Genomic DNA, 25,698 nt, shown 5'->3' with positions numbered 1-25,698 from the left:
AACTCCCCTCACACTTTTCAGCATCATGCTCTACACGCGCATCGGCATCAGCACGTAAAGCGCGTCGTCGCCGGCCGTGTCGCGGATGAGTGTCGGCGAGCCGGCATCGGCCAGCAGGAACACGGCAGAATCGCCCGAAAGCTGCGCGGTGATATCAAGCAGGTACTTCGCGTTGAAGCCGATTTCCATCGGATCCATTTCGTAGCCGACAGCGACTTCTTCCGTCGCGCTTCCCGAATCGGGGTTGTTGACCGTCAGCAGTAGTTGCCCGTCCGACAGTGCCAGCTTTACGGCGCGGCCCCGCTCCGACGAAATCGTTGATACGCGATCGACAGCCTGTGCGAAGCTCTGGCAATCGACGCGCATTTCCTTGTCGTTGTTGGCCGGGATGACGCGCTGGTAATCGGGGAAGGTGCCGTCGATCAGCTTCGACGTCATGACGATCGAGCCGATCGTCAGGCGGATCTTGGCGTCGGAGACTTCGACGGTGACCATCGTGTCCGGCGCGTCAACCAGCTTCTGCAGCTCGCCGACAGTCTTGCGCGGGATGATGATGCCGGGCATGCCTTCGGAGCCGGAAGGAGCGCTGACATCGGCACGGGCCAGACGATGACCGTCCGTGGCGACGGCCCTGAGCTTCAGATCGCCGCCGCTCTCGATCGTATGGAAGAAAATGCCGTTCAGGTAGTAGCGCGTCTCTTCGGTGGAAATCGCAAACTGCGTCCGGTCGATCAGCATCTTCAGATCGGCGGCCTTCAGCTTGAAGGAGTGGCTGAAGCTGCCGGCGGTGAGATCCGGGAAGTCTGATTCCGGCAGGCATTGCAGCGAGAACTTCGAACGGCCGGAGGCGACCGTCATCGAGCTGCCGTCGGTGTTGGTGGCAAGAAGCACTTCCGATCCGTCGGACAGCTTGCGCACGATGTCGTAGAGCAGATGCGCCGGTACGGTGGTGGCGCCGGGCTGCTCGACATTGGCGGGCGTCGCCTCGGTGATTTCGAGATCGAGGTCGGTTGCCTTCATGTCGAGGTTTGTACCCTCGGCTTTCAGCAGCACGTTGGACAGGATCGGGATCGTGTTGCGACGCTCGACCACGCGATGCACGTGGTTCAGCGACTTCAGGAGGTTCGACCGCTCAATTGTAATACGCATGGATGCTACCGCTTTCGACCGTGACTTGCCGGGCGGCCCGAGGCGCCCGAGCGACATGTTTTCGGACGAGGCCCGAAAGATTGGACAGGCAACTTGGCAGACTTCTCCATCCGAATGCAAGAGGCATAGGCGATTTGCCAGGCGGCAATTCGACATTTCGTCGACAATGCTCCACAGGAATTGCACCGCTCTTGCCGTCCGCCTGCGCCTCGCCCATAAAGGCGGTTTATCCGAAGTGAATTCAGGACCGGCATGACCGAAGAGCAATCAAGCGGCGGGGCGCGCAGTTTCCGCCTGCATAACAACCAGATTCCGGCCCGCCCCCTCGGACCGGCGCTCTATCTTGTCGCCACACCCATCGGCAATCTCGGCGATATCACGCTGAGGGCGCTGGAGACGCTGGCCGGCGCTGACGTGCTGGCCTGCGAGGATACGCGCGTCACCCGCGTCCTGCTCGATCGCTATGGCATCCAGAACAAACCTTATGCCTACCACGAGCATAATGCCGATGAGGCCGGACCCCGGCTGCTGCAGGCGCTGGAAGCCGGCCGATCGGTGGCGCTGGTCTCCGATGCCGGAACGCCGCTCGTCTCCGATCCCGGCTACCGGCTTGCGGTTCAGGCGATCGAGGCGGGATACAAGGTCGTTCCCATTCCCGGCGCCTCGGCGCCGCTTGCGGCCCTCGTCGGCTCCGGCCTGCCGAACGATGCCTTCTTTTTTGCCGGCTTCCTGCCCGCCAAGGACAAGGGCCGACGCGATCGCCTGGCAGAACTTGCGAGCGTCCCCGCGACGCTCATCTTCTTTGAATCACCGCATCGCATTGCCGCCACGCTTGCCGCTGCCGCCGATGTGCTCGGCGGTGAGCGGGCCGGTGCCGTCTGCCGAGAGCTGACCAAGACCTTCGAGGAATTTCGCCGCGGCACGCTTGCCGAACTCGCGGCATTCTATGAGGCCGTTGACAATGTAAAAGGCGAGATCGTCTGGCTCGTGGGCCCGCCGGCGGAAAGCGTTGCCACCGAAGCCGATGTCGATGCCATTCTGGCCGATCTTGCCGGCACGCTGCCGACGGCCAAGGCGGCAGCCGAGGCTGCGCGCTTGACCGGCTTGCCGCGCAAGGATCTTTATCAGCGCCTTCTCGACATGAAAGAGCGCCATGGCCGATAGGGGGCCTGACGCAGGCGAAAGGCTGAAGCGGCAAAAGGCCTGGCGACGCGGCCATGCCGCCGAATATTTCGCGGCGGCCTTCCTGATGCTCAAGGGCTACCGCATCCTGGCCATCCGCCATCGCACCAAGCTCGGCGAAATCGATATCGTCGCGCGCAAGGGCGATCTCGCCGTCTTCGTCGAGGTCAAATCGCGGCGCGGTGCGCGGGAGGCGATCGACGCTGTTTCCTTCTCCTCGCAGAACCGCATCCGCGCCGCCAGCGATCTTTGGCTGGCCCGGCAACCGGATTTCGCCCGCCTGTCGCAACGCTACGACATCGTCGCCATGCTGCCCGGCCGCTGGCCGCGGCATTTTCCGGATGCTTTTTGAGCACGACGTTACAGGACCGTCATAAAATCAGCCTATTGCCGGGCGACCAACCCAAGCGATTTTCCGCCGGCGCTCATCTCGTTTCGACAGGCCCCATCATGATCCGCAACACCGTCTCCCCTTTCACCGTTCCCTCGCAGGAGGAGCGCAAGAGCTTCGTCTTGCTCGAAAAGACCCCGGCCGTTCACGCCGCGAAGCTCTCATCGCTCGCCTGCCTGAATACGGTGCGCATCGGCGGGGCTGATGCGCAAATCGAGGCCTTGTCCTTCCCGTTTACAGTCGCTGCGTGGAATCTCGAGCGCTGCCTGTTTCCTGAGGAAAGTGCTGCCAAGCTGCGGGCGACGGGGGCGCCGCTGATCCTGCTGTCGGAAATGGATCAGGGCATGGCCCGCACCGAGCAACGCGACCCGACCGCTGTTATCGCCGATGAGCTCGGTATGAACCATGCCTATGGCGTCGAGTTCCTGGAGCTCAGCCTCGGCTCGGAAATCGAGCGCTCCTACTGCCGCGACGATTTCAACGAAAAGGGCTTTCACGGCAATGCGCTGATGGCCGCCGTCGCCCTGAAGGATGCTTTCATGATCCGCCTGCCGGGCGAGGCCGTCTGGTTCAACGATAGCAACGAACAGCCGCGCATCGGCGATCGCTGTGCTCTTGGCGCCATCGTCGCAACGGAGGCCGGTCCCATCGTCGCTGTTTCCGTTCACCTCGAAAGCGTGGCGACCGCTGCCTATCGCGAGCGGCAGATGGCGGCGCTGATCGATGTTGTCGAAGCCTTCGCACCAGGCCTGCCCATCCTGATCGGCGGCGATCTCAATACCGGCAACCACACCGGCGGCGATTACTCGACCGATACGCTGTTTGCCATGGCCGAGGGTTGCGGCTTCGAATGCCACGGCGGGCCGCTGGATCAGACGAGCACACGCCCGAGCCTGATCACGCGCTTTCCCGATCGCACCATGAAGCTCGACTGGTTCATCACCCGCGGTTTGAAGATCGGCGAAAGCCACCTTGTTTCCTCCCTCAATGAAGAGGGCAAACCGCTATCCGACCATGACATGATCGTCTGCACGATCGAAGGCTTTTCGGCCTGATCGCTGCAATCGTTAAAATGCGCTGGGTTTCATGAACCGCGCCGTTACCGCTTCCATGCGATGAGATCGCAGACGCGCATGGAATTTTGGGGGATTGCATGGTCTTGAAACTGATGTTGACGAGCATGGCGGCCTTTGCCGCGCGTGCCGTCCCGGCGGTCGTCGCGCTGCCGCAATCGAAAAGCTTCGTCGCCGGCGCCAGCGCCGAGATGGAAATGAAGCCGTCGCCGATCGAGCCCTCCTGGATCCTGGCGGGCAATCCGGTTGCCCGCATCGCCGAGCATTCGCGTGGGCAGGACGATGCCGCCATGACGGCGCTGTGGGATTGCACCGCCGGCGAATTTCGCTGGTATTTCGGCTGGGACGAAACGGTGATGATCCTCGAAGGCGAAGTGCATATCACCACCGAAGACGGCGTCGAGCGTACGCTCAGCGCCGGCGACGTCGCCTATTTCGCCGGTGGCACCTGGGCGACATGGCGCATCGACCGCTATTTGCGCAAGGTCGCCTTTTTACGCAGGCCGTTCCCGAAGCCTTTGAGCATGGCGTATCGGCTGCGCAACTTCGTCCGCCAGGGCGGCGCGCAGGGCCTCGCCGCCTGAACCGATCAGCCTTGACGGAAGCTATTGAATAGCCGTTGCGTTTGAATGCGGGCCGACCTACATCTGTCCGCAAATTCGAGCGAGGGCTGACTATGGCTGGTATCAAGAATGTTGCGGTCCAGATGGACCATGTGAAGAGCATCAACATTGCGGGTGACTCGACCTTCGCCATGAGCCTCGAGGCACAGAACCGCGGCTACAAGCTCTTCCACTATACGCCCGAGCGGCTGAGCATGCGCGACGGCAAGATCTATGCCTCCGTCGAGCCGATGATCCTGCGTGACGTTAAGGACGATCACTTCGAGCTCGGCGAACCCGAGCGCGTCGATCTCTCGACCATGGACGTTGTTCTGCTGCGCCAGGACCCGCCATTCGACATGGCCTATATCACCTCGACGCATCTCTTGGAGCGCATCCATCCGAAGACGCTCGTCGTCAATGATCCGGCCTGGGTGCGCAATTCGCCGGAAAAGATCTTCGTCACCGAATTTGCCGATCTCATGCCGAAGACGCTGATCACCCGCGATCCCGCCGAAATCCGCCGCTTCCGCGATGAGATGGGCGATATCATCCTGAAGCCGCTTTACGGCAACGGCGGCGCCGGCGTCTTCCACTCGACGCGTGATGACCGCAATCTCTCGTCCCTGCTTGAGATGTTCGGCCAGCTCTTCCGCGAGCCCTTCATCGCCCAGCAATACCTGCCTGACGTGCGCAAGGGCGACAAGCGCATCATCCTCGTCGATGGCGAAGCCGTCGGCGCCATAAACCGCGTGCCGGCCGAGCACGACGCCCGCTCCAATATGCATGTCGGCGGTCGCGCCGAAGCCACCGAGCTGACGGCGCGCGAACAGGAAATCTGTAAGCGCATCGGCCCGGCCCTGAAAGAGCGCGGCTTCCTGCTCGTCGGCATCGACGTCATCGGCGACTATATGACCGAGATCAACGTCACGTCGCCGACCGGCATCCGCGAAGTCAAGCGCTTCGGCGGCGCCGATATCGCCAGCCTGCTCTGGGATGCGATCGAAGCCAAGCGGGCCTGATCGGCAGTTCCCCGCCATGCTTTCCAGCTGATCAATAGCCTTCACCAGGCATATCGATGATTTCGACATGCCTGGGTGAAGCTTTGTTCGTTTATTGTTCTTGTTTCATTCTTTGTCTTATGCCAGATTGCAACCCGAAGTTTGCTGATCGGGGCACGTAACGGCAAACGGGTTCGGTGACGGGGGATAGGGCATGGTGGCGCGCGTCAGTACGGTTGCGTTTCAGGGTATCGAAGGCGTACCGGTAGAAGTGCAGGTGATGATCGCGCCGGGAAAGGTGCTGATGCATATTGTCGGCCTGCCCGACAAGGCAGTCGCCGAAAGCCGGGAGCGGGTCCAGGCGGCGCTGCACGCCTCCGGCCTTGCCTTGCCGCCGAAGAAAGTCACCGTCAATCTCGCGCCGGCGGACCTGCCCAAGGAGGGCAGCCACTTCGATCTTGCGATCGCACTCGGTCTGATGGCGGCGCTTGGCGCGATCCCGGCTGATGCCCTGTCGTCCTATACCGTCATCGGCGAACTCAATCTCGACGGCACGATCGCACCGGTTGCCGGCGCGCTTCCCGCGGCGATCGCCGCCAATGCCATGGGCAAGGGGCTGATCTGCCCGGCCGAAAGCGGGCCGGAAGCAGCCTGGGCCGGCAAGGAGATCGACATCCTGGCGCCACGCAGCCTGATCGCGCTCGCCAATCATTTCCGTGGCACCCAGGTCCTGTCACGGCCGGAACCGTCCGTTCGCTCCAATGCTGCCAATCTGCCCGATCTTGCCGATATCAAGGGGCAGGAAAGTGCCAAACGCGCCTTGGAAGTGGCGGCGGCCGGCGGGCATAACCTGCTTTTCGTCGGACCTCCCGGTTCCGGTAAGTCTATGCTCGCCTCTCGCCTGCCGTCAATCCTGCCTCCATTGTCGACAACCGAATTGCTTGAGGTGTCGATGATCCATTCGATCGCCGGTCAGCTTTCCGGCGGCAAGCTCTCCGATCGGCGGCCCTATCGAGCGCCGCATCACTCAGCCACCATGGCGGCGCTTGTCGGCGGCGGCCTGCGCGCCAGGCCGGGGGAAGCATCGCTCGCCCATCACGGCATTCTGTTCCTCGACGAGCTGCCGGAATTTTCGCCACAGGCACTCGATGCGCTGCGTCAGCCGCTGGAAACCGGAGAGTGCGTTATTGCCAGGGCAAACCACCGTGTCTCCTATCCGGCCGGCATCCAGCTCGTGGCGGCGATGAATCCCTGCCGCTGCGGCATGGCCGGCGAACCGGGCCACACCTGCGCCCGTGGACCACGCTGTGCCAGCGATTATCAGGGCCGCATTTCCGGCCCCTTGCTCGATCGTATCGATATCCGCATCGACGTGCCGGCGGTATCGGCCGCCGATCTCATCCGGCCGACAGCGGCCGAAAAGAGTGCCGATGTCGCGCTCCGCGTCGCCCGTGCCCGTGAACGGCAGCGGGAACGTTTCGAAAGGGCTGGCGTGAAGAACGTTTCGACCAACGCCCGCTGTTCGACCGCGATGATCGAAACCATCGCCGAGCCGGACGCTGCCGGTCTGCAGTTGCTGCGCGATGCGGCAGAGAAAATGAAGTTCTCGGCCCGTGGCTATCATCGCATCCTCAAGGTGGCACGCACCCTTGCCGATCTCGACGACAAGGCCGACCGTCGGGCGCATCCATCTCGCCGAAGCCATCTCCTATCGCATTGCCGGCGAGCGGTTGGTTGCGCATGCCTGAATGAAAAAGGGGCGCCGAAGCACCCCTTCCAATTCAATCCGATGGCGGGCTCTCAGCCGCCAAGGCCCTCGAACAGCGCCGTCGAGAGATAGCGCTCGGCGAAGGAGGGGATGATGACGACGATGTTTTTGCCCTCGTTTTCAGGACGCTGGCCGACCTTGATGGCTGCTGCCAGCGCCGCGCCGGAGGAGATACCGACAGGCACGCCTTCGAGCTTGGCCACGAGACGGGCATGCTGGAAGGCCTCATCATTGCTGACGGTGACCACCTCGTCATAGACATGGGTGTCGAGGATCTTCGGCGCAAAGCCGGCGCCGATGCCTTGGATCTTGTGCGGGCCGGGATTGCCGCCGGAAAGAACTGGCGAATCCGTCGGCTCGACCGCAATGACCTTGATATCGGCCTTGCGGGCCTTCAGCACCTGGCCGACGCCGGTGATCGTGCCGCCGGTGCCGATGCCGGAAACGAAAATATCCACTTTGCCTTCGGTATCGTTCCAGATTTCCTCGGCCGTCGTCTTGCGATGGATTTCCGGGTTGGCCGGATTTTCGAACTGCTGCGGAATGACCGCATCCGGTAGGGTCGAAGCCAGTTCTTCCGCCTTGGCGATGGCGCCCTTCATGCCCTTCGGTCCCTCGGTCAACACCAGTTCGGCGCCGAGCAGCGCCAGCATCTTGCGGCGTTCGATCGACATGGTCTCCGGCATGGTGAGGATCAGCCGGTAACCCTTGGCGGCGGCGGCGAAGGCGAGCGCGATGCCGGTATTGCCCGAGGTCGGCTCGATCAGCACGGTCCTGCCGGGGGCGATCTTGCCCTGCGATTCCAGACTCTCGATCATGGCGACGCCGATGCGGTCTTTCACGGAGGCGATCGGATTGAAGAATTCAAGCTTTGCCAGGAGGTTGGCCTTGACGCCCTTCTCCTTCGCCAGCTTGTCGAGACGGACGATCGGCGTGTCGCCGATGGTCTCGGTGATCGAGGTATAGACGCGGCCGCGACCGGGTTTGCGGGTGTCGGACATGGGTAGCTCTCCCTACATTTGAATTATGCAGTGACAATAGGATCAAACGCCTGCGGAAACCAGAGTGCGCGCCCTTTGTCGCCGCGTCGACCGTGAGAAAAGAATCTCTCACGGCCCTTCTTTGGGGATGTTTATTTCAGGCTGCTCGCGCCGCGATGAAGGCAGCCGTTGCGGCGAGGATACTGGCCGCAGCCCTGTTCAGGAACTGCAGCGCTCTCGGCTTCTTGAGGAAAGTCCGGGCTCGCGAGGCGAGCAGCATATAGGGAACGAGTACGATCAGAAGAACGATAAAGGTTGCCGCCATCAGGATCGCATATTCCCGCAGGCCGATGCTGCCGATGTCGATCAGAGTCGGCACCAGCGCGACATAGAAAAGCATGGTCTTGGGGTTGCCGAGCGTCACCAGCAGGCCCGAGAGAAAGGACATCCCGGCACCGTTCGATTTTTTGGCGGCGATATCGGTGGCGAGCAGGCCCGCCGTCCAAAGCTTCCAGGCGATATAGCCGAGATAAAGCGCGCCCGCGATCTTGATGACGATGAACACCTCGGTGAACGCCTGCGCCACGAAAGCAAGACCGAGAACGACCGCCGTCAGGTAGATGGTGTCGCCGAGCACAAGGCCGAGGCCCATGAAGAAGGTCTCGCGGAAACCGGAGCCGAGGGCGCGCGCCACGATCGCCGTGATGCCGGGGCCTGGAATGGCCGCCGCAACGAAGAGCGCGCCGCAATAGGCGAGCAGGGACGCAAGCGTCATGGCCATTTCCTCCTCAGATGGTGCCTGCTCTACCGCACCACCTTTGCGGTTTCAAGCGATTGCGCTGGCGCTGCGAACATATTACCAAGGCGTTGACGGCGCGTCGAAACCGCTTTGCCCAAGGATATCATGTCTTCCGCATTGCTCCTGATCGATCTTCAGAACTCCATCCTGACCGGCCTTGGCACGCCGGAGCGTCAGCCTGATATCGATGCGGCGCTGGAGGCGGTCGTCGCCAAGCTCGCGGCACTGAAGCACAAGGCGCGTGCCGCCGGCATCCCCGCCTTCATCGTCCAGCATGACGGCAGCCCGGGGCATCGCCTGGTCAAGCGCAGCGAAGGCTGGCAGCTGCGCCGGGAAATCGCGCCCGAAGCCGGCGATGTCGTCGTGCACAAGACAAGTTGCGATTCCTTCTTCGAGACGGATCTGGAAGCGCGCTTGCAGGCGCGCGGCGTCACTCATCTCATCGTCGGCGGCTGCATGACGCAGTTCTGCGTCGATACGACCGTGCGGCGTGCCGTTTCGCTCGGTTTCGACGTCACGCTGGTCTCCGACGGCCACACCACGGCCGATATGGGCAAGCTCACCTTCGAAGACATTGTCACCCACCACAATATGCTGCTTGACGGCTTCGATGCCGGGCCGCATGAAATCAAGCTCGCTGTTTCCAGCGAAATTCTTTTCTGAAGATCTTCCCGCCGCCGGAGGCTTTATGCCGCATCTGACCAGTATGATCACCTTTGCCCTGATCGCTCTCGGTATGGTGCTGACACCCGGACCGAACATGATCTATCTGGTGTCGCGCTCGATCTCGCAAGGGCCGGTAGCCGGGCTGATCTCGCTCGGCGGTGTGGCATGCGGCTTCCTCTTCTACATGCTGTCGGCAGCACTCGGCATCACCGCCTTCGTCTTCGCCGTTCCCTTCGCCTATGATGCTCTGCGGCTGGTGGGCGCTGCCTATCTTGCCTGGCTCGCCTGGAATGCGCTGAAGCCTGGCGGCCGTTCCGCATTTCAGGTGCGCGAACTGCCGAAGGACAGCACACGCCGGCTCTTCTCCATGGGGCTGGTGACCAGCCTGCTGAACCCGAAGGTCGCGATCCTTTATTTGTCGCTGTTGCCGCAATTCATCGATCCCGCCGCCGGCAGCGTCTTCACTCAATCGCTTGTTCTCGGTTTTGCGCAGATCGTCATTAGCGTGACATTCAATGCCATCTTCGCGCTCAGCGCAGGCTGGATCGCGATGTTCCTCACCCACCGCCCGTCCTTCGCCCTGGTGCAGCGCTGGCTGATGGGCACGGTGCTGGCCGGGCTCGCCGTACGAATGGCTTTCGAAGCGCAGCGCTGATGCGAGGCGTGTCGCAAGCCGTCACCGCGGGTCTTCTGGCGCTCGCCTCGCTCGCAAGCTTCGCGCCGCCCGTTTCGGCAGCGGAGGCGGGAACGCGGACGATCGTCTTCATGCGTCATGGTGAAAAGCCGGAAGCGGGTCTTGGCCAATTGAGCTGCCAGGGGCTTAACCGGGCACTGGCGCTACCACCGGTGCTGACAAAGCTCTTCGGCAAGCCCGCGGCGATCTTTGCGCCCGATGCGTCGAAACGGAAAGAGGATTCCGGCGCGTCCTACGATTATATCCGCCCACTCGCGACCATCGAGCCGACCGCTATCGCCCTCGGCATGCCGGTCGATACCAGCTTCGGCTATGAGGATATCGACGACCTGAAAGCCGAGCTGAAGAAGCCTGATTATGCCGGCAAGCTGATCTTCGTCGCCTGGGAGCACAAGCAGATAGTCAATCTCGCCCGCCAGCTGATGAGTGAGAACGGCGGCGATGCCGGTGCGGTGCCGAAATGGCACGGCAAGGATTTCGACAGCCTCTATGTGCTGCGCATCGGCGGGAGCAAAGCCGGATCGGCGGTTACGTTCGAAAAAATGGCGGAAGGCCTCGACGGCCAGCCGCAGGCTTGCCCGCAGCCGGCCAAATAATCTTAGAACACGGGCCGCATGAAGCTGCGCTCATAGCTGACGATGCAGCGCGTTTCCTCGCCATAGGCGAAGGCGGCCTGGCATTCCGCATCCTCGGCCATCTTGAGCCGATATTCCTCATAGGCGGCAAGGCTCGGAAAGCTGAACAGCGCCAGCGCAATGTTGTTCGTGCCTTCGTGCGGCATGAAATAGCCGTGATGGGTGCCGCCCAGCCGGTTGACCAACGGAATCCAGAGCTTGGCGTAGTGTTCGAACTGGGCGAGCTTGTAAGGGTCGATCGTATAGCGCAGATAGCAGGTGATCATTCGGCGGTCCCCTTTGAAAGACGATCGTTTCTATGACGGGGCAGGGAGATCGTCCAGCCTAGATTCATGCCGGCAGCGGCTCCCAGGATGATGATCGCGCCGGCGATCTGTGCCGCGCCGAGCACGTGGCCGAAGGCAAAGCGATCGACCACGATGGCGGCGATCGGATAGATGAAGGACAATGCGCCGGTCAGATGTGTCGGCAGCTTCTGGATGGCGCCATAGAGCAGCACATACATCAGGCCGGTATGAACGACGCCCATGGTGACGAGGATCGACCATCCGCCGGCATCCCGCGGGGCCGCGGAGAAATCGGTAAAGGGCGCCAGCATCAGGATACCTGTCGAAACCTGGATGAGCGCGATCAGATGCGGCGGCGTACCCTTCAGCCATTTCGCCGCAATCGCCGCCAGCGCATAGAAGAAGGCCGCGCCCAGCGAAAGCAGGATACCGATCGCATAGCTTCCGGCACCCGCCGCCTCGGCGGGCTTGCCCTCGACGATGACAGCCATGCCGGCAAAGGCGAGGAGCAGCCAGAAGAGCTTGGTGAAGGTGATCCGCTCGCCGAGGAACAGCGCGCCGAGCCCCAGCAGCATGAAGGGCTGCGTATTGTAGACGGTCGTGGCGATGGAAATGGAGGCGTGCGAGTAGGCAGCGAACAGCAGCAGCCAGTTGAGAACGATGGCGATGCCGCCGCCGACCGCGATGGAGAACCTCTTGAGATTGAGGATGCCAGGGCGGATCAGGCCCATGGCCGCGCAGATGACGAGCAATGTCAGCGCGCCGAACAAGCAGCGCCAGAAGACAACGCCGGTCACGGCCTGCCCCGACATCAGCACGAACCATCCGATCGTTCCTGAAATCAGCATCGCCGCCGTCATTTCCATCGTGCCGCGTCTTGTCTCGTTCATTTGTCTTCGCTCCCGCCTATCGAAGCCAATCATATTGCGGCACGAGCGTGGATAATATAGATTTAATGAGGGGAGAAGATTTAGTTACCTAATTAAATGAGGCTGAACAATGGGTGTTCCTAACGCTTCCTTGGATCTTGATGCGATCGACCAACGGATGCTGGAGGCGCTGGCGCGCAACGCCAGGATATCGCTGAAGGAGCTTGCGGAAGCTGCCGGTCTTTCGTCGCCGAGTGCGGCCGAGCGGCTTCGCCGGCTTGAGGAGCGCGGCATCATATCAGGTTTTACGGTCGATATCGCGCCCGAGGCGATCGGCTATCCCTTGCAGGCAATCGTCCGCGTCAGGCCTCTGCCCGGTCAGCTCCATGTCGTCGAGCGGATCATTCAGGAGACGCCGGAATTCATCGAATGCGACAAGGTCACCGGTGACGATTGCTTTATCGGGCGGCTGGTGGTGCGCTCGATGGGCGAACTCGATGGGATATTGGACAAGATCACCGAACGTGCCGAGACGAACACGTCGATGATCAAGGCGACGCCGGTCAAGCGACGGTTGCCGCCGCTTTCCCGCTAGGGCAATTCCAGGAAAAGTGCGCAGCGGTTTTCCGTCCGGAATTGCGGGATGCAATAAGCTAGAGCCGCTTGACGGCTCTAGAATTCCGCCATCGGCGAAAGCATGAGCGGCCCTATGATCTCGTCGGCCGCTTTGCCGCGTGCCATCAGCACCGTGTAACCCTCATAGGGTTCCGGCGACACCTCGCAATCCAGCCGATCAGGCGAAAAGCAGATCTCGATGCGCTCGGGTTCGACATCAAGCGCCGACAGGATCGTCGCCAGAGATGGAACGGCCGTTCCCGCAATATCGAGAAGCCAGAAAGTCGCACCGTCAAACGTCCAGGCAATGACCGCGTCATCCCCGAGTGCCGTCAAGCGGATCGCGGAATTGAAGCAGGCATTCAGCAGAAACATCTCCATCTGCCTGACAACGGCAAAGCGGGCGGAGACCGGCTGCCGGCTCTGCAGGAGTGTCTTGATGAGACGCAGATCATCAGGCGCTTCCAGGGAGAGCTGCCGGGCAGTCAACTCGGACTTCTGCAGCTTTGGCGTTCGGGCACCGAAGATATGCTGTGGCAGGCTGCGAAAGCCGTATCGCTCATAGAGTGCAGGCTTGTCGGTAAGCAGGAGATCGAGTTCGCAGCCCTCGGCGGCGGTTCGATCAAAGGCGCGTTGCATGAGATCGCGGTAGAGGCCGCGCTCGCGCCATTCCGGCCGGACCGCGCCGGATTGATAGCCCGCCGCCTTGATGGCACGGCCATTGATGATCATCGGCATGGAAAAGGCGCTGAAATTGGCGACGCAGCGCCCCTCGCCATCGAAATAGCCTGATGGCATGCTTGTCGGGTCCGGGCCACCGAACGAAGCCTGCAGGTCGACATCGATCGAGAACGTATCCTGCAGCAAATCAACGAGCGCACCCCAGGCGGAGGGATCGCCAAAATAATCCTGACGCAGAGTCAGACCATACCGCGTTGCAAGCTCCGTCATCACACGCCGGTCGAGCCGAAGCCGCCGGCGCCGCGCTTGGTTTCGCTCGCTTCGGTCGTCTCTACGATGCGGGCCTGGGTAACCGGCGCGATGATCATCTGCGCGATGCGCATGCCGCGGGTGATCTCGAAGGGCTCTTCGCCGAGATTGATCAGCAGCACCTTCACTTCACCGCGATAGTCGCTGTCAATCGTGCCGGGGGAATTCAGGCATGTGATGCCGTTCTTGAAGGCGAGGCCGGAGCGCGGGCGGATCTGTGCCTCGAAACCGTCCGGAACTTCGAAGATGAAGCCGGTGGGAACGAGCGCGCGCTTGCCGGGAAGGATCGTTAGCGTGGCCTCGTCGTCAACGGCGGCGCGCAGGTCCATGCCGGCTGCACCTCGGGTCTCGTAGGCAGGCAGCTCCAGGCCCTCGCCATGCGGCAGGCGGATGAGGTTCAGGGTCGGGCTGATATCGGTGTGAATGGTCATGCGGCATTAGTTTGCGCGCGAACGCCCGAGGTCAATTGCATTTAGGGCTTTGAGTCGCTAGATACGGCGCCAATTCACAGGATTCACACGCATGGCCGAAAGTCTCGCCGAGGCGGTCTCCCGCCGCCGCACATTCGCTATTATCGCTCACCCGGACGCGGGCAAGACGACGCTCACCGAAAAGCTGCTGCTTTTCGGCGGCGCCATTCAGCTTGCCGGCGAGGTCAAGGCGAAGAAGGACCGCATGCAGACGCGGTCCGACTGGATGAAGATCGAGCGCGAGCGCGGCATCTCGGTTGTCACATCGGTGATGACCTTCGAATATGAAGGCAACGTCTTCAATATTCTCGATACGCCCGGCCACGAAGACTTCGCCGACGATACCTATCGCACGCTGACGGCCGTCGACGCCGCGGTCATGGTCATCGACGCCGCCAAGGGCATCGAGCCGCGAACGCTGAAACTGTTTGAAGTTTGCCGCATGCGCGACATCCCGATCATCACCTTCATCAACAAGATGGACCGCGAAAGCCGCGACCCCTTCGAGATTCTCGATGAGGTGGAAGAGAAGCTGGCGCTTGATACAGCGCCGATCACATGGCCGATCGGTCGCTCCAAGACCTTCTGCGGCTCCTATCATCTGGCATCCAATACCGTTCGTGGTTCCGATACCGAGGTCACCGCAACCCCCGTCAATGGCCCGCGGACCGTCGCCGACAGACTGCCGGAAAACGAGCGCAAGGCCTTTATCGACGAAACGGAACTTGCAATCGAGGCGTGCCGGCCGTTCGACCGGGAATCGTTCCTTGAGGGACATATGACGCCGGTCTTCTTCGGCTCGGCGCTGCGCAACTTCGGGGTGCGCGATCTCATCAACGCGCTTGGCGACTTCGCGCCGCCGCCACGCGACCAGGTCGCCGATATCAGGACGGTTCACGCCACCGACGACAAGATGACGGCCTTCGTCTTCAAGATCCAGGCCAACATGGACCCGAACCATCGCGACCGTATCGCTTTCGCGCGCATCTGCTCCGGCAAGCTGGAGCGCGGCATGAAGGCCCGGCTGTCGCGCACCGGCAAGCAGCTCGGTCTCACCGCGCCGCAGTTCTTCTTCGCCTCGCAGCGCCAGCTCGCCGATACCGCCTACGCCGGCGATGTCGTCGGCATCCCGAACCACGGGACGCTGCGCATCGGCGATACGCTGACGGAAGGCGAATCCCTCGTCTTCCAGGGCGTGCCGAACTTCTCGCCGGAAATCCTCCGCCGCGTGCGCCTCGAGGATGCCATGAAGGCGAAGAAGCTCAAGGAAGCCTTGCAGCAGATGGCCGAAGAGGGCGTCGTGCAGCTCTTCTCGCCCGAGGACGGCTCGCCCGCCATCGTCGGTGTGGTCGGCGCGCTGCAGCTCGACGTGCTGAAGGAGCGGCTGATGGCCGAATATGGCCTGCCGGTCTCCTTCGAAATGTCGCGCTTCTCCGTCTGCCGCTGGATCTCGGCCGATCAATCCGTCGATCTCGAAAAATTCGTCACCCAGCGGCGCGGCGATATCGCCCGCGACCTCGACGGCGATCCGGTCTTCCTCGCCCAGGACGGCTTCTCTCTGCGCTATGAAGCGGAACGTTATCCGGCTATCAAGATGGTCGCCATCAAGGAATATCACGCTGTCAAGGCGGCGTGATATCAAGGATGTTGCAGCCACAGGCAACCGGCCTGTGGTTCATAATGCTATTGTTCCGCTGCTGCATTCATCAGTTCCGCGTAACGAGCCTCAGTGACTTCATCCAGCGGAAACATGCATTCGACCCTCAGCTCCTGCGTCGTGATCATCTGCGCGGTGCCGACCGTCGTGATCAGCGAGAAAAATCTCAGGATATGCCCGTCCTTCATGAAGGACAGGGGGATGAGCGGCGCATTTTCGATCGTCGGTGACGTCTGCCATTCGGCATTCACATTGGGGTAGGCGAGCAGGCTATCGATGAGCTCCTTCGTCCGAGCATCGATGACGCGGCCGACGGATTCGCGGAAGACGCGTCTCAAAAGGCTTTCGGCCGTCTTGTCCCAGTCCGGAATGAAGGGCCGCATGCCCGCGGGGTCGAACATGAGATGCAGGAGATTGCGCGGCGCCGGGCGTGCGGCCATATCGACGAACCGGCCGAAGAAGCGAAGGGTCGCGTCATTGGTCATCAGGACATTCCAGTAGCGGTCCATCACAACAGCCGGAAACGGCTCATGCTGACGCAGCATGCGCTTGAGGGCGTTGATAACCCCTGCATTTCCCGATCGTCAAAGCTTCCTTCCGAATAGATCGGCGCATAACCGGCAGCGAGCAGCAGTGTGTTGCGCTCGCGGAACGGCACGTCCAATGCGTCGGCGAGACGTAATACATTCTGGCGGCCGGGCGTGCTCCTGCCGCTTTCGATAAAGCTGATCTGACGCTGCGAAATGCCGGTGTCGAGGGAAAGCTCGAGCTGGCTTTTGCCGCGCGTATCGCGCCATGCGCGCAGCTGCGGGCCGAGTTCGTTTGGCATTCTTGGATTCAAACCGGAAGAATTCATCCTGCAAAGGCCTCTGCGCGTCGTTCGTTTATTGTGGCGGGGCGTTGTTCAGCCGCCCCGCCAGCTCAATTCTTATGAGAAGGCAACAGGGCCGACCGATCCATACCAGTGCCGCACTTTGGTCGGATCGGCCTCGTCCATATAGAAGAAGTGCGTCATGACCGGTTTGACCACCGTTTGCGTTCGGTCGTCGGGTGTCATGGTCACGGTCCCCCGGAACACCTTCAGCGATCCGGCGTCCCAATATTCGATGACATCATGCAATGCCGTGAAGCCGGTGTCGATGAAGGCGCGCAAGTTCTGGCGAATGGTGTCGCGCCCGTTCCAGTCGGCAATACCGAGATTGCAGGTGGCGTCTTCCGCGAGGCAATCGAAGCCGTCGCCGAAGGTCTTGTCGTCAATCTCCCGCCAGAAGGCGAGTAGCCATTGCGGGGCGTCTTTTTTGGTGAATGACATCGTCGTCATGGATTTCTCCTGAGCCTGCCGTTGGAATGACGCCGTGGCCGTCGACGTCATGCCGGGTGAAGGCTCTCTTTGGTTGAAGGGCTGAATAAGCTCCTCCTGCAAGAAGATGGTCTTTAAATACGCCGAGACGAATGCCGTTCTCAATTACATCAGATGTAATGAAGACCCGTCGATTACGCCTCAAGCCGACGTGATCGGTTCGAATGCGTTTCGTTTTGGAATAGTGCCTTCGCGATGTTCCATCCAATATAGCGCTATGCCATAGTGCCGCCCCGAGGTCCCCTGGAGCAGAACGAGCAGCTTTTATGATGAAATTTTTTGCGGTTCTCGCGCTAGCCTTCGTCGGCTTGTTGCCGGCCGTGGCCGAAGCGCGGGTTATCACAGACGCGGCCGGCCGCACGGTGTCCGTCCCGGACAAGATCAACCGCATATTGGTAGCCGGGCCGCCCGCCACCGTACTCGTCTATGTGCTGGCGCCCGAGAAGTTGGTTGGCTGGGCGCATGCGCCCGATGATGCCGCCAAGGCTTATCTGATGCCATCGGTGCGGTCGCTGCCGTCAGTCGGACGCCTGACGGGCAAGGACGGCACCATCAGCGCGCAGGCCGTCATGGACGCCAAGCCCGACATCATTCTCGATGCCGGCACGGTCGATCCCACCTACAAGGCGCTGGCCGACAAGGTGCAGAGCGCGACGGGCATTCCCTATATCCTCATCGACGGCAGCTTCGCCCGCACCGCAGATACGCTTCGTGACGTCGGCGCCCTGATCGGCGTCGAGGACCGCGCCAACAAGCTGGCTGATTATGCGGATTCGGCGATCAAGGACCTGAACGAGAAGCTCGCGACCCTGCCGAACGATCCGCGCCCGCGCGTCTATTACGGCCGTGGTGCCGATGGCCTGGAAACCGGGCTCTCCGGCTCGATCAATCTTGAGATCCTTGATGCAGTCGGCACGATGAACGTCGCCGCCGCCGCCGGCAAGGGTGGTCTCGCCAAGGTGACCGTACAACAGGTCGTCGGCTGGAATCCGGATATCATCATCGCCGAGACCCCTGCTTTCGCCGCCTCGGTGAGGAGCGATCCGCAATGGGCTGGGATCAAGGCCGTCAAGGACGGCAAGATCTTCGTGCCGCCGTCCTTGCCCTTCGGCTGGTTCGATTCGCCGCCCGGCGTCAACCGGCTGTTCGGCGTGCGCTGGATGGAGAAGCTGCTCTATCCAAAACTCTTCCGCAGCAATTTTTCCGACGACGTGAAGCAATTCTACAAGCTGTTCTATCAGGTCGATCTGACCGACGATCAGCTGGCGGCACTGCTGAAGGGCATGAAATAATCGCTCTGATAAGGAAAGCGCTGATGGTCCGGGAAAACGAAATTCGTGAAAACGAAGTGGCCGTCGAGCCGCCCTCGGGGTTGGATGCCGGTCTCACCTTCATCGGCCGCATCTCCACGCCGTGGACATCGCGCATGGAAACGCCGCGCCAGGGACGGCATGACGGCCCCATTTGCCGGATCGAAATCTTCGAGCCCTGGGTGGCGGCGCTGCAGGGGGTGGAAGCCTTCGAGCGGCTGGAAGTTCTCTATTGGCTGGATCGTTCCAGAAGGGATCTCGTGCTGCAGAGCCCGGCCAGCAGCGGCAAGGTGCACGGTACCTTCTCACTGCGCTCACCGGTTCGGCCCAATCCCATCGGCACATCCATCGTCAAGCTGGAAGCCGTCGAGGGCGCCGTGCTGCTGGTGCGTGGCCTCGATTGTCTTGACGGCACGCCGCTGCTCGACGTGAAACCGGATCGCACGCTGTTCAAGCCGATCGCGCCGCCGCAGCCCGGAGATTTCCAGACCGGCGACGGCGAAACGGCGCATTATTGTCAGAAAAGTTAGTCGACAGCGACCATGACATCGGATGCCTTGATGACAGCATAGGCGGCGGAGCCGACCGTCAGGCCCAGTTCGTCGACTGCCTCGTTGGTGATCGAGGAAGTGACGATCGAGCCGTTGCCGATATCGATGCGGACATGCGCTGTTGTCGCACCCTTGGTGATTTCGACGACCTTGCCCTTGAGGCGGTTTCTCGCGCTGATTTTCATGGATAGTCTCCCTTGTGACGGTGCGACCCTATTGCGTCGACCGTCGGTGGGCTACCGAATTCTGTTCGTTCCTATTCGCCCCGCGGATAGCGTTGGTTTTCCTCCAGCACGTTGAGGTCCATGTGGTTGCGCATGTACCGCTCGGACGCCTTCTGCAGCGGCTGATAGTCCCAGGGATAATAGGCGCCATTACGCAGGGCAGTGTAGACCACCCATCGCCGCGCCTGGCTTTCGCGCACGGCGGAGTCGAAGCTTGCAAGGTTCCAGCGCTCCATGGCCCGCGCCGTCAGCCTTTTCAGCGTTTCGGCATGAGCAGGGTCATTAGCCAGGTTGGTCAGCTCCTTCGGGTCCGCCTCGATGTCGAAGAGCATCGGCGGATCTTTCTCGCAAAGCGTTAGCTTGTAGCGGCCGTCACGTAAGCCCACGAGCGGCGCTTCGGAGCCTTCGGCGGCATATTCCATCGGAACGGCGCTGCGGCTTCCCGTGTCGAGAGCGAGCGGCGTCAGGTCTTCGCCATCGGTCCATCGACGCAGCGATGCGATGTCTATCCCGGCAAGAGCTGCCAGCGTTGGGGTCACGTCGAGCGTCGAAACCGGCTGATCGATCCGCTTCGGCTGCCAGCCGGGGGCTGATATCATCAGCGGCACGCGGGCAGAGCCCTCGAAGAAGTTCATCTTGAACCAGAGGCCGCGCTCGCCGAGCATGTCGCCATGGTCCGAGACGAAGAGGATGATGGTGTTATCGGCCATGCGGCCGCGCTCGAGCGTTTCCAGTATTTCGCCGATCTTCTCGTCGACATAGGAAATATTGGCGAAATAGCCACGCCGCGCCCGGCGAATCTGTTCCGGCGTGATGTCGAAGGCGGTGTGATCGCATGCCTTCATCAGCCGCTGCGAATGCGCGTCCTGCTGTTCGAAGGGGATTTCGCCGATTTCGGGGTCGAGCGCCGGGCAATCCTCATAAAGATCCCAGAAGCGTCGGCGCGCGACGTAAGGGTCGTGCGGATGCGTAAAGCTGACCGTCAGGCACCAGGGCCGCTCGTCTTGTCTGCGTGAGAGATCGTAGAGCTTGCGGTTCGCGTGATAGGCGACCTCGTCATCATATTCCATCTGATTGGTGATCTCGGCAGTGCCGGCCCCGGTGACCGAGCCGAGATTGTGATACCACCAGTCGATGCGCTCGCCGGGCTTGGTATAGTCAGGCGTCCAGCCGAAATCGGCGGGATAGATGTCGGTCGTCAGCCGCTCTTCGAAGCCGTGCAGCTGGTCCGGGCCGACGAAATGCATCTTGCCCGATAGCGCTGTCTGATAGCCGGCGGCGCGCAGGTGATGGGCAAAGGTCGGGATGTCGGAGCAGAATTCGGCGGCATTGTCATAGACGCGGGTGCGGCTCGGCAACTGCCCGGACATGAAGGAGGCCCGCGCCGGCGCGCAGAGCGGGCTTGCCGTATAGCTGTTGGCAAAGCGCACCGAGCGCTTCGCCAGAGCCTTCAGGACCGGCGCATGTAGGAAATCGGCCGGGCCGTCGGGAAACAATGTGCCGTTGAATTGATCGACCATGAGGATGAGGATATTCGGGCGGGACATTTGAGCGTCTTTCTCGGAAATTGGAGCATGATGCCAAAAAGTGTGAGCGGTTTTCGGATGACATCATGCTCTACTTTTTTGATTCTAGAGCGGATTCAGATTTTAGGTCGGTTCGACCTAAAATCATCCGGCTCTAGAGGCCAATGGCGGCTTTGACGGCATCGCGGCCGGGCTTGCCGTCGATAGTGGTGACATCAGTAAGCCAGGGCATCAAGACATCCGGATTCGCCTTCAGCCAGGCGGTCGCCGCGTCCTTGGCGCTCTCACCGCCGAGGATCGACCCCATCAGCGAATTCTCCATTCCGATGTCGAAGGTCATGTTATGAAAGAGCTTGGCGGCATTCGGGCATTGGGCCGCCCAGCCGGTGCGCGCCAGCGTGTAGACTTCGGCCCCGCCGTAATTCGCGCCGAAATAGGCATCGCCGCCGGCGAGATAGGCGATCTTGAACCGGTCGTTCATCGGATGCGGCGCCCAGGCGAGGAAGACGATCGCCTGCTTGTCCTTCGAGGCGCGCTCCACCTGCGACAGCATGGCCTGCTCGCTGGATTCCACCAGTTCCCAGCCTTTCAGACCGAAGTCGTTGGCATCGATCATTTTCTGGATATTGGCATTGGCGGGCGCACCCGGCTCGATGCCGTAGATCTTGCGGTCGAAATCGTCGGCATGTTTCTGCAGGTCGGCGAAGTCCTTGATGCCCTTGTCGGCGACATAGGTCGGCACGGCAAGCGTGAACTTCGCGCCCTGAAGGTTGCGGTTCAGCACCTCGACGGCCTTTGCCTTGTTGAGATCGTCGACGAATGCCTTCTGCGCGGGCATCCAGTTGCCGAGGAATACGTCGATCTCGCCTGTTTTCATCGCTTGGTAGCCGATCGGCACGGAGAGGGTCTTGATGTCGGGCTCGTAACCGAGGGCGCTCAGCAATACGCCGGTCACGCCGTTGGTCGAGGTGATGTCGGTCCAGCCTGGATCCGAAAGATGAATCGTCTTGCAGCTGTCGCCATCGGCCTGGGCGATGCCGGCAAAGGAAAGAACGGAAAGAAGAGCGCCGGCCGCCAGCCGACCCATTGCAGACATGCGCATGACGATGGTTCCCTCTTGTTATTGGATTATTTTATTGAACATCACTAGAGTTCCCGCTGTGAAGCAGGCATTTTTCGATGGATGCCAAAAGGAAATTTTATGGCTGAACGTGTCGTCGATCTTGGCTGGCTGCGGATTTTCCTGGAGGTGGGGCGCTCCGGCAGCCTGTCCGCCGCCGCCTCGGCGCTTGGCCTCACCCAGCCGGCCGTCAGTTATCAGGTTCGCCGCATCGAAGAGCAGATGGGTGTCGCCCTGTTTCGCCGCCAGCATCGCGGCGTCGTGCTTTCGCCGGAGGGGCAGCGCCTGTTCGAGATCGCCGAAAAGGCGGTCGGCGGTGTCGATAATCTGGTGCGCAGTTTCCGCGCCGAGGCGGAGCGGCCATCCGTTCGTCTGCGCACGGACTATGCCTTTTCCGCCCTGTGGCTGATACCCCGCATGCATGCGTTCCGGCTTCTCCACCCGGAGGTGGATATCCAGATCGTCGCCACGCAGCGGCTGGATCGCGGCGGGCCGGAGAGTGGCGATATCGCCGTCTTCTTCGGCACGCGCAGCGAATTCGGTCCGGCAGCCAGTTTGCTGTTGCCGGAAAAGGTCGTGCCGATCTGCACCAGGGGCTTTGCCGAACGTCACGGCCCGTTCACCGATCCCTCGCAGCTTGCGGGCACCACGCTCGTCCATCTCGATTCGGAGATGCCGTCGCCATGGTTCGATTGGGAGAGTTATCTTTCCGCCTTCGGTATCGCTCGGGATGCCTATGCCGGTCGGGGCGACCTGCGCTTCAATACCTATTCGCTCGTCGTGCAGGCTGCGCTCAGCGAACAGGGTGTTGCCATCGGCTGGATCGGTCTTGTCGATTCGCTACTTGCCGCCCGGACGCTGGTGACGGCCGGCCCCGTGCTGGAAGCGCCTGCCCGGGGTTATTGGCTGCTGCCGCCATCGACGCCGAACCCGCATGCCGAGCAACTGGCGCTATGGCTGCTCGCCGAAGCCGCCGCCGGCTAATAATCCGGTTCTATTCCGCCGTGAGATCGGCAAGAAACGTCTCACACCAATGCGATACGTCATTCTCAAGCAGATAATCCATCATGCCGCGCCAGCGTTCCTGTCGCTCCTGCAATGGCATGTTGATGCCGCGCGCCAGCGCATTGGCGGTGCCGTCGACGTCATAGGGATTGACCAGCAAGGCGCCCTTCAGCTTGCGTGCCGCCCCCGCAAAGCGCGATAGCACCAGCACACCTGGATTTTCCGGGTCCTGTGCCGCGACATATTCCTTGGCGACCAGGTTCATGCCGTCGCGCAGCGGCGTCACCAACCCGACTTTCGCAAGCCGATAAAGGCCGGCCAGTATTGGGCGGCTGATCGAGCGGTTGATATAGCGGATCGGCACCCAGTCGACCGTGCCGATCGCGCCGTTGACCCGGCCGGCCTGTTCCGCAACCGCATGCTGCATCGCCTCGTATTCCGGCACTTCGGAACGCGATTTCGGGGTGATCTGCAAGTAAGTGACGCTGCGTTGGTGGGCCGGATTGTTGGTGATGAAACGCTCGAAGGCATCGATACGCTGGGTAATGCCCTTGGAATAGTCGAGCCGGTCGACGCCGAGGATCAGGTCGCGGCCCTCGATGCTTTTGCGCACTTTCTGCACCATGCTGTGCGATGCGGCCTTGCGGGCGAATTCGGCAAAGCCTGCCGTCTCGATACCGATCGAATAGGCGCCGCCGCGAAAATCATGGCCGTGGGCATTGAAATGGCCGGGACTTTTCTCGATGCCCATGCCTTCGCGTTTCAGGCAGCCCGCGAAGTTTTCCAGATCGTGATCGGTCTGGAAGCCGAGCAGGTCATAGGAGGAAAGGCCCCGCATGATCTCCTCATGCACCGGCATGGCGAGCACGACGTCCGCCGGCGGCCAGGGAATGTGCAGGAAGAAGCCGATGCGGTTCTTCAAGCCCATCTGCCTAAGTTCCGCCGCCAATGGTATTAGATGATAATCGTGAACCCAGATGATGTCGTCGGGCTCGACAAGCGGTGCAAGCCGATGGGCGAAGAAGCGGTTGACGCGGAAATAGCCGGTCATTTCCTTGCGAGCATATTCGGCGAGATCGAGCCGGTAATGGCAGATTGGCCAGAGCACGCGATTGGCAAAGCCTTGATAATATTCCTCGACATCGGTCTGCGTCAGATCGCTGAGTGCATAGGTGATATTGCCGTCCTGCGTCATCTGCAGCGGCTCGGGCTCGATGTCGCCGCTCGATTTGCCGGACCAGCCCATCCAGATGCCGCCACGTTCGGCAAGAGCAGCTTGCAGCGCCACGGCAAGGCCACCCGCGGCTGCTGCGCCCTTGTGATCGGGTACGGAAACGCGGTTGGAAACGATGATGAGACGACTCAACGGTAACTTCCTTTCGAGAAGGCTAAAGCAATTCCAGGAAAAGTGCGCAGCGGTTTTTCGTTCGGAATTGCGGGAAACTAAGAAGCTGGAGGGCGCCGAAGTGATCGACGGATTACTTGACGAGCGTTCCCAGCACGTCCCTTAAACGCGCAGGTGAGCCAATGGATGCACGCGCCAGCGTTTTTCCGTTGGCATCGCCGATGCGCACGGATTGGCCGCCGAGACGGTTGGCAGCGGCAAACATCGTCTCGTCGGTCACGTCATCGCCGATCGCAACCGGGCGGCGTCCCTCAAAGGGGGCTTCGGCAAGAAACGCCTCGACGGCATGTCCCTTGCTGGCGTGCGCCGGGCAGATTTCGATCACCATCTTGCCGCGTTGAAGGTTCCAGTCGGGACCGGCTTCCTCCAGATGGCGTTGCATGGCTTCGCCGATTTCGGCCTCGTATGCGGGTGCATGGCGGAAGTGAACGGCGACCGCGGCCCCCTTGTCCTCGACGATGGTACCGGGCCAGGCCTGGGCCTCGTATGCAATGGTCTGCTTCATCGCTTGGAAGGCGGGCGGAATATGCGCACGCCGCAGCCGGCCCGCCGCATCGCGCCGTTCCGCGCCATGCAGGCCGGCGACGGGGAAGCGGAAAGGGGCAAAAAGGGGGTCGACGAATTCGATGGCGCGGCCCGTCACCAAGGCCAGCGCGCCGCCGAGCTGGCGGGAGAGCGCATGAAGCGTGCCAGGCAGATAGTCGGGCACGACGATCGCTTCCGGCCTTTCGGCGAGATCGAGCAAGGTTCCGTCGATATCGAGGAACAGCGCCCAGTCCTGAGGATACAATGAGAGTGCGGTAAGGGCCGGCTCGTTCAGCGGCCTCGGCTTGGCTTCACCCTGTTCGGGCTGTTCCTGAGAAGACATGCAGGGTTAGCTAAGGCGCTCTTCCCATTTGGCAAGGAAAAAAACGAACGGCTGGAAATCAAAAGGGGCCGCCTGAAGCGACCCCCCATGAGCTTTGGCCCGTAACTGGCCTGAAGCGACAAACGCTTCGGGAAGGTGGTGGTTAGAGCGAGGGCTGCCTCGCAACGTTCACAACCATTTCCATGCCGTATACAAAGACCGAAATCTCACTAGACATTGGATCACCTTCCTTTCGTTACGTTTCAGACAGGCTAAACGTAGCTTAAATTTGACCCGATGCAAGAGGCATGGTCTTGGAAAGCTTCACACTTGTTGTCGCAGTGAAATGCCCATGCCCGGCACATCCCAGCGAAAAGCCCTATGACATCGGGCTTCACGAAGAAAATGTTTCGATGCGGAATGTGATCGGACGAAGCGTCAAATATCTGTCGTCTTGCGCCGCAGGCGATGGAAAATTAAGACTTTATTACCCATTCCGCATAAACAATCGTCCAAGATTTG

26 protein-coding genes and 2 pseudogenes are annotated in these 25,698 nt (G+C 61.3%); 14 read left to right on the top strand and 14 right to left on the bottom strand.

What is annotated here, in order from left to right:
• Positions 1–30: 30 nt before the first annotated feature.
• Positions 31–1,206: a DNA polymerase III subunit beta gene (gene dnaN / locus HGP16_RS17500; protein WP_312862927.1), complete on the bottom strand. Its 1,176-nt coding sequence runs from the start codon at positions 1,204–1,206 to the stop codon at positions 31–33.
• Positions 1,207–1,401: 195 nt separating this feature from the next.
• Here dnaN and rsmI point away from each other — a divergent pair, with 195 nt between their 5' ends.
• From rsmI to HGP16_RS17470, 6 genes and pseudogenes are all read left to right on the top strand, one after another.
• A complete protein-coding gene (gene rsmI, locus HGP16_RS17495; protein WP_168841281.1) occupies positions 1,402–2,313 on the top strand; it encodes a 16S rRNA (cytidine(1402)-2'-O)-methyltransferase in 912 nt (303 codons plus the stop codon).
• The gene (locus tag HGP16_RS17490) at positions 2,303–2,683 is read left to right on the top strand and encodes a YraN family protein (protein WP_168841280.1); all 381 of its coding nucleotides are present in this window, start codon (positions 2,303–2,305) and stop codon (positions 2,681–2,683) included. The genes rsmI and HGP16_RS17490 overlap by 11 nt, the downstream gene beginning before the upstream one ends.
• Positions 2,684–2,781: 98 nt before the next feature.
• On the top strand, positions 2,782–3,777 hold the full coding sequence (locus HGP16_RS17485; RefSeq protein ID WP_168841441.1) for an endonuclease/exonuclease/phosphatase family protein: 996 nt from the start codon (positions 2,782–2,784) through the stop codon (positions 3,775–3,777).
• A 98-nt stretch (positions 3,778–3,875) separates the two neighbouring features.
• The gene (locus tag HGP16_RS17480; protein WP_168841279.1) at positions 3,876–4,379 is read left to right on the top strand and encodes a cupin domain-containing protein; all 504 of its coding nucleotides are present in this window, start codon (positions 3,876–3,878) and stop codon (positions 4,377–4,379) included.
• Between the two features lie 92 nt (positions 4,380–4,471).
• Positions 4,472–5,419 (top strand): glutathione synthase, encoded by a 948-nt coding sequence (gene gshB / locus HGP16_RS17475; RefSeq protein ID WP_168841278.1) that lies wholly within the window; start codon positions 4,472–4,474, stop codon positions 5,417–5,419.
• Between the two features lie 193 nt (positions 5,420–5,612).
• A pseudogene (locus HGP16_RS17470) lies at positions 5,613–7,146 on the top strand (YifB family Mg chelatase-like AAA ATPase).
• A gap of 52 nt (positions 7,147–7,198) precedes the next feature.
• Here HGP16_RS17470 and cysK read toward each other — a convergent pair.
• Entirely contained in the window at positions 7,199–8,167 is a 969-nt protein-coding gene (gene cysK / locus HGP16_RS17465; protein WP_168841277.1) for a cysteine synthase A, read from the bottom strand.
• Positions 8,168–8,303: 136 nt separating this feature from the next.
• The gene (locus HGP16_RS17460; RefSeq protein ID WP_168841276.1) at positions 8,304–8,921 is read right to left on the bottom strand and encodes a LysE family translocator; all 618 of its coding nucleotides are present in this window, start codon (positions 8,919–8,921) and stop codon (positions 8,304–8,306) included.
• A 129-nt stretch (positions 8,922–9,050) separates the two neighbouring features.
• On the opposite strand from HGP16_RS17460, the gene HGP16_RS17455 reads away from it, so the two are divergent.
• From HGP16_RS17455 to HGP16_RS17445, 3 genes are read left to right on the top strand one after another with little or no spacing between them, the layout of a single operon-like run.
• Positions 9,051–9,608 (top strand): cysteine hydrolase family protein, encoded by a 558-nt coding sequence (locus HGP16_RS17455; RefSeq protein ID WP_168841275.1) that lies wholly within the window; start codon positions 9,051–9,053, stop codon positions 9,606–9,608.
• A 25-nt stretch (positions 9,609–9,633) separates the two neighbouring features.
• Entirely contained in the window at positions 9,634–10,266 is a 633-nt protein-coding gene (locus HGP16_RS17450) for a LysE family translocator (RefSeq protein ID WP_168841274.1), read from the top strand.
• Complete coding sequence (locus HGP16_RS17445) at positions 10,266–10,901, top strand: hypothetical protein (protein ID WP_168841273.1); 636 nt, start codon at positions 10,266–10,268, stop codon at positions 10,899–10,901. The genes HGP16_RS17450 and HGP16_RS17445 overlap by 1 nt, the downstream gene beginning before the upstream one ends.
• A 2-nt stretch (positions 10,902–10,903) precedes the next feature.
• Here the strand turns inward: HGP16_RS17445 and HGP16_RS17440 are convergent, their stop codons facing one another.
• A complete protein-coding gene (locus tag HGP16_RS17440; protein ID WP_149632832.1) occupies positions 10,904–11,206 on the bottom strand; it encodes an NIPSNAP family protein in 303 nt (100 codons plus the stop codon).
• On the bottom strand, positions 11,203–12,117 hold the full coding sequence (locus HGP16_RS17435) for a DMT family transporter (protein WP_168841272.1): 915 nt from the start codon (positions 12,115–12,117) through the stop codon (positions 11,203–11,205). Before HGP16_RS17435 ends, HGP16_RS17440 begins: the two co-directional genes overlap by 4 nt.
• Before the next feature lie 109 nt (positions 12,118–12,226).
• Between HGP16_RS17435 and HGP16_RS17430 the strand changes: the two genes are divergently transcribed.
• Positions 12,227–12,691, top strand: a complete 465-nt coding sequence (locus HGP16_RS17430) for an Lrp/AsnC family transcriptional regulator (RefSeq protein WP_168841271.1) — start codon at positions 12,227–12,229, stop codon at positions 12,689–12,691.
• A 77-nt stretch (positions 12,692–12,768) separates the two neighbouring features.
• Here the strand turns inward: HGP16_RS17430 and HGP16_RS17425 are convergent, their stop codons facing one another.
• Together HGP16_RS17425 and dut are read right to left on the bottom strand one after the other, a co-directional pair.
• A complete protein-coding gene (locus tag HGP16_RS17425) occupies positions 12,769–13,662 on the bottom strand; it encodes a GNAT family N-acetyltransferase (RefSeq protein WP_168841270.1) in 894 nt (297 codons plus the stop codon).
• Positions 13,662–14,132 carry a dUTP diphosphatase gene (gene dut / locus HGP16_RS17420; protein ID WP_168841269.1) on the bottom strand — a complete coding sequence of 157 codons (471 nt, stop codon included), beginning with the start codon at positions 14,130–14,132 and terminating at the stop codon, positions 13,662–13,664. The genes HGP16_RS17425 and dut overlap by 1 nt, the downstream gene beginning before the upstream one ends.
• Before the next feature lie 91 nt (positions 14,133–14,223).
• Between dut and HGP16_RS17415 the strand changes: the two genes are divergently transcribed.
• A complete protein-coding gene (locus HGP16_RS17415; protein ID WP_149632836.1) occupies positions 14,224–15,807 on the top strand; it encodes a peptide chain release factor 3 in 1,584 nt (527 codons plus the stop codon).
• Positions 15,808–15,854: 47 nt separating this feature from the next.
• Here HGP16_RS17415 and HGP16_RS17410 read toward each other — a convergent pair.
• Together HGP16_RS17410 and HGP16_RS17405 are read right to left on the bottom strand one after the other, a co-directional pair.
• Positions 15,855–16,657, bottom strand: a pseudogene (locus HGP16_RS17410) (helix-turn-helix domain-containing protein).
• A gap of 99 nt (positions 16,658–16,756) precedes the next feature.
• Positions 16,757–17,149, bottom strand: a complete 393-nt coding sequence (locus tag HGP16_RS17405; RefSeq protein WP_168841268.1) for a nuclear transport factor 2 family protein — start codon at positions 17,147–17,149, stop codon at positions 16,757–16,759.
• Positions 17,150–17,454: 305 nt separating this feature from the next.
• Between HGP16_RS17405 and HGP16_RS17400 the strand changes: the two genes are divergently transcribed.
• A complete protein-coding gene (locus HGP16_RS17400; RefSeq protein ID WP_168841267.1) occupies positions 17,455–18,480 on the top strand; it encodes an iron ABC transporter substrate-binding protein in 1,026 nt (341 codons plus the stop codon).
• Positions 18,481–18,503: 23 nt separating this feature from the next.
• Complete coding sequence (gene tsaA / locus HGP16_RS17395; protein ID WP_168841266.1) at positions 18,504–19,028, top strand: tRNA (N6-threonylcarbamoyladenosine(37)-N6)-methyltransferase TrmO; 525 nt, start codon at positions 18,504–18,506, stop codon at positions 19,026–19,028.
• Here tsaA and HGP16_RS17390 read toward each other — a convergent pair.
• The 3 genes from HGP16_RS17390 to HGP16_RS17380 form a co-directional block, all read right to left on the bottom strand.
• Positions 19,025–19,234: a molybdopterin-binding protein gene (locus HGP16_RS17390; protein WP_120662771.1), complete on the bottom strand. Its 210-nt coding sequence runs from the start codon at positions 19,232–19,234 to the stop codon at positions 19,025–19,027. The genes tsaA and HGP16_RS17390 overlap by 4 nt on opposite strands.
• Positions 19,235–19,305: 71 nt before the next feature.
• A complete protein-coding gene (betC, locus tag HGP16_RS17385; RefSeq protein ID WP_168841265.1) occupies positions 19,306–20,820 on the bottom strand; it encodes a choline-sulfatase in 1,515 nt (504 codons plus the stop codon).
• 133 nt (positions 20,821–20,953) lie between these two features.
• Positions 20,954–21,901 carry a choline ABC transporter substrate-binding protein gene (locus HGP16_RS17380; RefSeq protein ID WP_409526847.1) on the bottom strand — a complete coding sequence of 316 codons (948 nt, stop codon included), beginning with the start codon at positions 21,899–21,901 and terminating at the stop codon, positions 20,954–20,956.
• Positions 21,902–22,000: 99 nt separating this feature from the next.
• On the opposite strand from HGP16_RS17380, the gene HGP16_RS17375 reads away from it, so the two are divergent.
• Positions 22,001–22,903 (top strand): choline sulfate utilization transcriptional regulator, encoded by a 903-nt coding sequence (locus tag HGP16_RS17375; protein WP_168841264.1) that lies wholly within the window; start codon positions 22,001–22,003, stop codon positions 22,901–22,903.
• A 10-nt stretch (positions 22,904–22,913) separates the two neighbouring features.
• Here HGP16_RS17375 and otsA read toward each other — a convergent pair whose 3' ends face one another.
• A complete protein-coding gene (otsA, locus tag HGP16_RS17370) occupies positions 22,914–24,290 on the bottom strand; it encodes an alpha,alpha-trehalose-phosphate synthase (UDP-forming) (protein WP_168841263.1) in 1,377 nt (458 codons plus the stop codon).
• A 112-nt stretch (positions 24,291–24,402) separates the two neighbouring features.
• Positions 24,403–25,197, bottom strand: coding sequence for a trehalose-phosphatase (otsB, locus tag HGP16_RS17365; protein ID WP_168841262.1), 795 nt, complete (start codon positions 25,195–25,197; stop codon positions 24,403–24,405).
• Between the last annotated feature and the right edge of the window lie 501 nt (positions 25,198–25,698).

The organism is Rhizobium sp. P40RR-XXII (assembly GCF_012641405.1).
In the GTDB taxonomy this organism is placed as follows: Bacteria; Pseudomonadota; Alphaproteobacteria; order Rhizobiales; family Rhizobiaceae; genus Rhizobium.
The sequence above is the reverse complement of the archived record's forward strand: the minus strand, read 5'-3'. Positions and strand labels throughout refer to the sequence as shown.

Excerpts from the sequence above, each read along its gene's own strand:
- HGP16_RS17450 (WP_168841274.1), top strand. The coding sequence starts at position 9,634 with ATGCCGCATCTGACCAGTATGATCACCTTTGCCCTGATCGCTCTCGGT.
- HGP16_RS17435 (WP_168841272.1), bottom strand. The coding sequence starts at position 12,117 with ATGAACGAGACAAGACGCGGCACGATGGAAATGACGGCGGCGATGCTG.
- HGP16_RS17425 (WP_168841270.1), bottom strand. The coding sequence starts at position 13,662 with ATGACGGAGCTTGCAACGCGGTATGGTCTGACTCTGCGTCAGGATTAT.
- HGP16_RS17405 (WP_168841268.1), bottom strand. The coding sequence starts at position 17,149 with ATGACGACGATGTCATTCACCAAAAAAGACGCCCCGCAATGGCTACTC.
- tsaA (WP_168841266.1), top strand. The coding sequence starts at position 18,504 with ATGGTCCGGGAAAACGAAATTCGTGAAAACGAAGTGGCCGTCGAGCCG.
- HGP16_RS17460 (WP_168841276.1), bottom strand. The coding sequence starts at position 8,921 with ATGACGCTTGCGTCCCTGCTCGCCTATTGCGGCGCGCTCTTCGTTGCG.
- dut (WP_168841269.1), bottom strand. The coding sequence starts at position 14,132 with ATGACCATTCACACCGATATCAGCCCGACCCTGAACCTCATCCGCCTG.
- betC (WP_168841265.1), bottom strand. The coding sequence starts at position 20,820 with ATGTCCCGCCCGAATATCCTCATCCTCATGGTCGATCAATTCAACGGC.
- HGP16_RS17375 (WP_168841264.1), top strand. The coding sequence starts at position 22,001 with ATGGCTGAACGTGTCGTCGATCTTGGCTGGCTGCGGATTTTCCTGGAG.
- HGP16_RS17400 (WP_168841267.1), top strand. The coding sequence starts at position 17,455 with ATGATGAAATTTTTTGCGGTTCTCGCGCTAGCCTTCGTCGGCTTGTTG.
- otsB (WP_168841262.1), bottom strand. The coding sequence starts at position 25,197 with ATGTCTTCTCAGGAACAGCCCGAACAGGGTGAAGCCAAGCCGAGGCCG.
- HGP16_RS17380 (WP_409526847.1), bottom strand. The coding sequence starts at position 21,901 with ATGCGCATGTCTGCAATGGGTCGGCTGGCGGCCGGCGCTCTTCTTTCC.
- HGP16_RS17430 (WP_168841271.1), top strand. The coding sequence starts at position 12,227 with ATGGGTGTTCCTAACGCTTCCTTGGATCTTGATGCGATCGACCAACGG.
- gshB (WP_168841278.1), top strand. The coding sequence starts at position 4,472 with ATGGCTGGTATCAAGAATGTTGCGGTCCAGATGGACCATGTGAAGAGC.
- HGP16_RS17485 (WP_168841441.1), top strand. The coding sequence starts at position 2,782 with ATGATCCGCAACACCGTCTCCCCTTTCACCGTTCCCTCGCAGGAGGAG.
- HGP16_RS17445 (WP_168841273.1), top strand. The coding sequence starts at position 10,266 with ATGCGAGGCGTGTCGCAAGCCGTCACCGCGGGTCTTCTGGCGCTCGCC.
- HGP16_RS17390 (WP_120662771.1), bottom strand. The coding sequence starts at position 19,234 with ATGAAAATCAGCGCGAGAAACCGCCTCAAGGGCAAGGTCGTCGAAATC.
- dnaN (WP_312862927.1), bottom strand. The coding sequence starts at position 1,206 with ATGTCGCTCGGGCGCCTCGGGCCGCCCGGCAAGTCACGGTCGAAAGCG.
- HGP16_RS17440 (WP_149632832.1), bottom strand. The coding sequence starts at position 11,206 with ATGATCACCTGCTATCTGCGCTATACGATCGACCCTTACAAGCTCGCC.
- HGP16_RS17480 (WP_168841279.1), top strand. The coding sequence starts at position 3,876 with ATGGTCTTGAAACTGATGTTGACGAGCATGGCGGCCTTTGCCGCGCGT.
- HGP16_RS17490 (WP_168841280.1), top strand. The coding sequence starts at position 2,303 with ATGGCCGATAGGGGGCCTGACGCAGGCGAAAGGCTGAAGCGGCAAAAG.
- cysK (WP_168841277.1), bottom strand. The coding sequence starts at position 8,167 with ATGTCCGACACCCGCAAACCCGGTCGCGGCCGCGTCTATACCTCGATC.
- HGP16_RS17415 (WP_149632836.1), top strand. The coding sequence starts at position 14,224 with ATGGCCGAAAGTCTCGCCGAGGCGGTCTCCCGCCGCCGCACATTCGCT.
- rsmI (WP_168841281.1), top strand. The coding sequence starts at position 1,402 with ATGACCGAAGAGCAATCAAGCGGCGGGGCGCGCAGTTTCCGCCTGCAT.
- HGP16_RS17455 (WP_168841275.1), top strand. The coding sequence starts at position 9,051 with ATGTCTTCCGCATTGCTCCTGATCGATCTTCAGAACTCCATCCTGACC.